The 4,770-nt window shown below is 66.5% G+C and carries 7 protein-coding genes; 2 read left to right on the forward strand and 5 right to left on the reverse strand.

Translation table 11 applies throughout. The features are described from left to right. On the forward strand, positions 1–195 hold a 195-nt coding region (locus GF399_10735; protein ID MBD3400791.1), incomplete at its 5' end, for a DUF1829 domain-containing protein. A gap of 4 nt (positions 196–199) precedes the next feature. On the opposite strand, the gene GF399_10740 is transcribed toward GF399_10735, so the two are convergent. Further along, positions 200–382 (reverse strand): restriction alleviation protein, Lar family, encoded by a 183-nt coding sequence (locus GF399_10740; GenBank protein MBD3400792.1) that lies wholly within the window; start codon positions 380–382, stop codon positions 200–202. 372 nt (positions 383–754) lie between these two features. On the opposite strand from GF399_10740, the gene GF399_10745 reads away from it, so the two are divergent. After that, the gene (locus GF399_10745) at positions 755–1,402 is read left to right on the forward strand and encodes a hypothetical protein (GenBank protein MBD3400793.1); all 648 of its coding nucleotides are present in this window, start codon (positions 755–757) and stop codon (positions 1,400–1,402) included. Positions 1,403–1,583: 181 nt separating this feature from the next. Here GF399_10745 and GF399_10750 read toward each other — a convergent pair whose 3' ends face one another. The 4 genes from GF399_10750 to GF399_10765 form a co-directional block, all read right to left on the reverse strand. After that, positions 1,584–2,132, reverse strand: coding sequence for an outer membrane beta-barrel protein (locus tag GF399_10750; GenBank protein ID MBD3400794.1), 549 nt, complete (start codon positions 2,130–2,132; stop codon positions 1,584–1,586). Positions 2,133–2,180: 48 nt separating this feature from the next. Then, entirely contained in the window at positions 2,181–3,089 is a 909-nt protein-coding gene (locus GF399_10755; protein ID MBD3400795.1) for a pyridoxal-phosphate dependent enzyme, read from the reverse strand. Beyond that, entirely contained in the window at positions 3,077–3,679 is a 603-nt protein-coding gene (cysE, locus tag GF399_10760; GenBank protein MBD3400796.1) for a serine O-acetyltransferase, read from the reverse strand. The genes GF399_10755 and cysE overlap by 13 nt, the downstream gene beginning before the upstream one ends. A gap of 152 nt (positions 3,680–3,831) precedes the next feature. Continuing rightward, the gene (locus GF399_10765) at positions 3,832–4,533 is read right to left on the reverse strand and encodes a T9SS type A sorting domain-containing protein (protein MBD3400797.1); all 702 of its coding nucleotides are present in this window, start codon (positions 4,531–4,533) and stop codon (positions 3,832–3,834) included. Between the last annotated feature and the right edge of the window lie 237 nt (positions 4,534–4,770).

Below are 4,770 nucleotides of genomic sequence, written 5' to 3' on the forward strand. Positions count from 1 at the left end.
GACGCGGCCGAAGCGACAGCGTTCAAGTGGATCGATACAAAAAATGTGAGGCAGCCCGGGTCTCAAGCCTACGCTCTAATAAACGACCAAGAGCAGCAGATTCCTTCAGGGGTTCGTGATGCTCTCGACAGCTATGAAATTCGGTCCGTGGCCTGGAGCGAGCGTGAAGAAGTGCGCGAAAAGTTGGTCGCATAAGTGCCTAACCCCGAGGAGCCTGGTTCCACTCCTTAACTGCCATCTCCCGGCTCGGGCAGTACGGTCCCCAAGCGTTGCAGGCCAGGCACTCAACGCTCCAGTCGCCGCCCGGCTGGCCGTGCAACCGCACACTCCGACTCCCGCAGAAGGGGCACCGCTTTACTTCTGCCTGCGTACCCGCCGTCATGGTCTACCGGCCTCACGCGTCAATACCCGTTCCTGATCTCGTCGTCCCGGGCGGCGCTGCGCAGTAGTCCGCGCCGCCGTCTTCTCTCGGCCGCCCGCCGCTTCTCCTCGGGCGTCAGGCTGACCTCGACCTCCCGCCGGCGGGAGGTCTGCGGTATGCAAAAACCGTGACGGCCCGGCGGGCGGTAGGTAAAAACAGCCCCTGCGGGAGGTATTTACCACACGGCGCGGTCCGGGCCAAACTCAGCTTGCACCGGAGACCCCGATCGAGTACTATCAAGCTCATGCTTGTCGTGCTTCCAAGCACCCAGCGGCCGAACACGAGCTACCGGCGGCACCGGGACGGTCGTCGGGAACCCCGGAGGAGAGCCCGATGCCCCACGCCATAATCGAGACCGCCATCAGCTGCCCCCACTGCGACCGCCCGGTGCCGCTCAACGGTCCCTGGGAGGCGGCGCATTGCGACCACTGCCAGAGCGATATCGAGATCCCGCGGGAGTTCTGGGTCGACACCCTGCGCGACGTACGAAAAGACATCGACGAGATCGAACCCGGCATGGGTCAGAACTCCTCCATCTTCGGCATGTTCCGCTCCACCCGCCTGGTGGGCAACCTGGCCCCTTACTGCATCAAGTGCAAGACCGATTTCGCTGCGTCGACGATGAGCGCCGGGATGAAGCACAAGGTCTGCCCGGAATGCGGCGAGCGGCACGTGATCACCCCGTCCCCGGACTGGCTGCGCACCGCTTTGCCCCCCGTCGAGTACTTCATGGACGCCATCCTCAGCGACACCAGCGACGAGGGCTCGCCGAGCGCCACCACGGGTAAGCCCGTGGTTTTCGTCTGCCCCCAATGCGGCGGAGCGTTGAAGGTCGATGGCTCCGACCGCATGGTGCCCTGCAAGTTCTGCGACGTCGACATCTATCTGCCCGACGATCTCTGGCTGCGTCTGCACCCGGCCAAGAAGAAGGAGCGCTGGTTCATCGTTTTCAACGACGAGCCGTTACCGGCTGAGGACTAGGGCGGCTTCGCTCAAGGCAGAAACTAAAAACGCACGGATAGCTGACGATAGCAAGACGACGGGTTTACGAACCCGTCGTCTCGTCATCACCAGCCACGGCAAGCGTGTTGTAACCGTCGCGAGCAACGGCCGGAGCGCACAAGATCCGGCCGTTGGTAAAAACTGCTGGAGGCGGAGGCGCCTAGAAGCCGATGTAGAAGCCGGCCTGCAGCGTCAGGCAACTGATGTCGGACAGGTCGGACTCGGTCCAGTGGTAGGTGGCGTCGGCGTAGGCGCCCAAAAACCCCAGGAAGCCGATCTCGGCGCCCAGCCCGGCGTTGAAGCCCCACTTAAGGCCCTTGTCCTCGTACTCGTTACCCTCGGCGTCGGAGAACTGGAAGTCGTAGTAGTAGAGGCCGACGCCGCCGACGGCGTAGGGACTCAACACGCCGGGCAGCTTGAGCTTGCCTTGGAGGTAGATGGGGATGATGGTGTTGTAGTGTTCGGAGAGGACGTCTATCCCGTCGATCTCCTCGGGTTTGAAGGCGCTTTCGACGTAGTCGACGTTTAGCGTCACGTCGACGATGGGGATCAGGCCGAGCCCCATGCGGAAGCCGCCGGTCAGGCCGCCCTCGAAGTTGTCGGCGTACTCGCCCATCGGCGCCAGGTAGCCGATGCGACCGCCGACGCTGAACAGGGCCAGGGCGGGCAGGGCGGTCAACAGAATGAGCAGGGGGATGAGCTTGCGCATCTCGCCTCCTATGATGGAGTATCGCTTAATGAGGGCCACGCTTAAAGCTTAGCCGTTCGTGGGCTCAATATCCAGTCCGGCGAAGAGGTCCGTCGAGAGATAGCGCTTCCCGTGGTCCGGCAGCACGGTCACCAGGGGGTCGGCGGCGCCGTCATCCAGTAAACGCCGACAAGCGGCCAGGGCGGCACCGGAGCTGGGGCCGGCCTGGATGCCCTCGCGGCGGTACAGCTCCCGGCAGTGCTCGAAGGCCGTATCGTCATCGACCTGGATGATCTCGTCGACCAGCTCGGGGCTGTAGAAGGGCGGGATGAAGCCGGCGCCGAGACCCTCGAGGCCGTGGGAGCCCGGTTGTCCGCCGGAGAGCACGGCGCTGGCCGCCGGTTCGACGGCGTAGACCTCCAGCTCGGGCCAGCGGCGGCGCAGCCCCAGTGCCAGGCCGGTCAGCGTCCCGCCGGTGCCCACGCCGCAGACCAGCCCCGCCGGGACCACCGCAAGGTCCTCGGCGATCTCCCGGGCCGTGACCCGCCGGTGGGCCTCGACGACGGCGGGATTGGTGAACTGCCCCGGCAGCCAGGCGCCCACGACGGCCAGCTCCCGGGCCCGGGCCAGGGCTCCGGCCATCCCGGACTCGGCCGGGGTCAGCTCGAGGCGGGCGCCGTGAAGCTCCATCGCCGCCGCCCGCTCCGGGCTGAAGCCCTCGGGCATCACCACGGTCACCGCGAAGCCCAGCTCGGCGCCGACCCAGGCCAGGCCGATGCCCGTGTTGCCGCTGGTGGCCTCAACGACGGCGCCGCCCTCGGACAGGTAGCCGCGTCGGCGGCCGTCCAGCAGCAAAGCCAGGGCCACCCGATCCTTGACGCTGCCCCCGGGGTTGGCGCCCTCGAGCTTGGCGTAGACGGCGGCGTCGGGGAACAGCTTGTCCAGTTTCTTCAGCGGCGTGTCACCTACGCCCAACATCGGCACTCCTCGTTAGCGACCCGGGCCCTCAGGTCGGCCAGCTCGTCGGTCAGACCGGCCAGCCGCCGCTCCAGTTTTTCGATCCGCGCCGCGGCCCTCTCCGGCCCCAGGACCAGTTGACCCGCGGCCACGTCGCGGCGGACCACGGCGTTGGGGCCGATCCGCGCCCCGTCGCCGATGCTCACCGCTCCCAGGACCTTGGACCCGGCGCCCAGCACCACGCCCCGTCCCACCGTGGGATGGCGCTTGCCCGGACGACGGCTGACGCCGCCCAGGGTCACCCCGTGGTAGATGACGGTGTCGTCCCCGACCTCGGCGGTCTCACCGATGACGACGCCGTGGCCGTGGTCGATGAACACGCGCCGGCCGATACGGGCGGCCGGGTGGATCTCGATGCCGGTGAGGAAACGGGTCAGGTTGGACAGCAGGCGGGCGGGCAGGCGCAGGCCTAGGTTCCAGAGGGCGTGGGCGGTCCGGTGGAGGGCCAGGGCGTGGAGACCCGGATAGACGAGCAGCACCGTCAGGCGGCTCGAAGCCGCCGGATCGCGACGGCGGATACTAGTCAGGGTTGCAGAAATCCGCGTGAGCACCCCATCGGGTTTCTCCCTTCGGTCGGGGTTTCGCAGGCTACGGCTTGGGTTGCGAGAGCGTACTATAGCACAGGGCGGGAGAAAAAGACAGCAAGGGAAAACGGCGGGGACTCACGTCCCCGCCGTTTTCCTTTCCGGTCATTTCTTTCGTCTTACCGCCCGACGACCATCCGGCGGCTGAGCGCTTCACCTTCCGTCTCCAACCACAGCAGATAGACCCCGGCTGATGCAGCGGCGCAGTTCCAGGCGACCTCGTGGCGCCCGGCGGGCAGCTCGCCCTCGCTCAAGGTCGTCACCCGGCGCCCGGCCAGGTCGTACACACTCAGGCTGACGCGCTGGGCCTCGGACAGGGTGAAGGCGACGCTGACGCTGTTATCGGCCGGGTTGGGATAGGGCTCCTCGAGGGCCAGCCGCTGCACCTGCTCCGGCACGACCACGGCCGCCGTCGGCCCGTATCTTTGCACTTGGCCTGCGTTATCCGTGGCCTCCAGCCAATAGACGTAGCTCCCGCCGGGCTCGACTTCGCGGTCCAGCCAGCGGCTGGTCGAACCGTCCAGGGAACCCGAGACGGCGACGGGCTCGTCCTCCCCGCGCAGCACTCGGACGGATGCGGGCGTATCGCCGTCAATGGACCAGGCCAGCAGAAGGCCGTCGTTCTCAGCTGTTGCGGAGAGCGTCACGTCCTTGACGTCGGTGGTGTCAGTCCACTCCACGCTAATGTACTCGAACCTGGGAGACAGAGTGTTGTCCGAGCTCGCCTCCAGGGTCAGGCGATACTGGAAGTAGCGGTCGTCCTGGTCCAGGTAGTTCGACAGGTCGTCGCCGCCGGAGTCGACGGTGTACCAGTCGCCCATATTGCCGTCATCGGCGGATCCGCGGACCTCGACGATCAGGTCGCAGTCGTCGGGAACATCGGCGTCTGCATCGATGGCGCCCCATTCCAGGTCATCGGTCTCGGTGTCCCGGATGGAGGAGGTTAAAACACCGTTGTCGGTGAATCAGGTCACCTCCCACCAGGTGATGTCGTCGGCATGAGCGGCCGCGCCCAGGACGTCCAGATCGTCGTCGCCGTCCACATCCGCGGCGTAAAC

Source organism: Candidatus Coatesbacteria bacterium (assembly GCA_014728225.1).
Taxonomy (GTDB): domain Bacteria; phylum RBG-13-66-14; class RBG-13-66-14; order RBG-13-66-14; family RBG-13-66-14; genus WJLX01.

What these genes read in the sequence shown, in the direction of transcription:
- GF399_10740 (MBD3400792.1), bottom strand. Translation starts at nt 382, where the DNA reads ATGACGGCGGGTACGCAGGCAGAAGTAAAGCGGTGCCCCTTCTGCGGG.
- GF399_10745 (MBD3400793.1), top strand. Translation starts at nt 755, where the DNA reads ATGCCCCACGCCATAATCGAGACCGCCATCAGCTGCCCCCACTGCGAC.
- GF399_10750 (MBD3400794.1), bottom strand. Translation starts at nt 2,132, where the DNA reads ATGCGCAAGCTCATCCCCCTGCTCATTCTGTTGACCGCCCTGCCCGCC.
- GF399_10755 (MBD3400795.1), bottom strand. Translation starts at nt 3,089, where the DNA reads ATGTTGGGCGTAGGTGACACGCCGCTGAAGAAACTGGACAAGCTGTTC.
- GF399_10765 (MBD3400797.1), bottom strand. Translation starts at nt 4,533, where the DNA reads ATGGGCGACTGGTACACCGTCGACTCCGGCGGCGACGACCTGTCGAAC.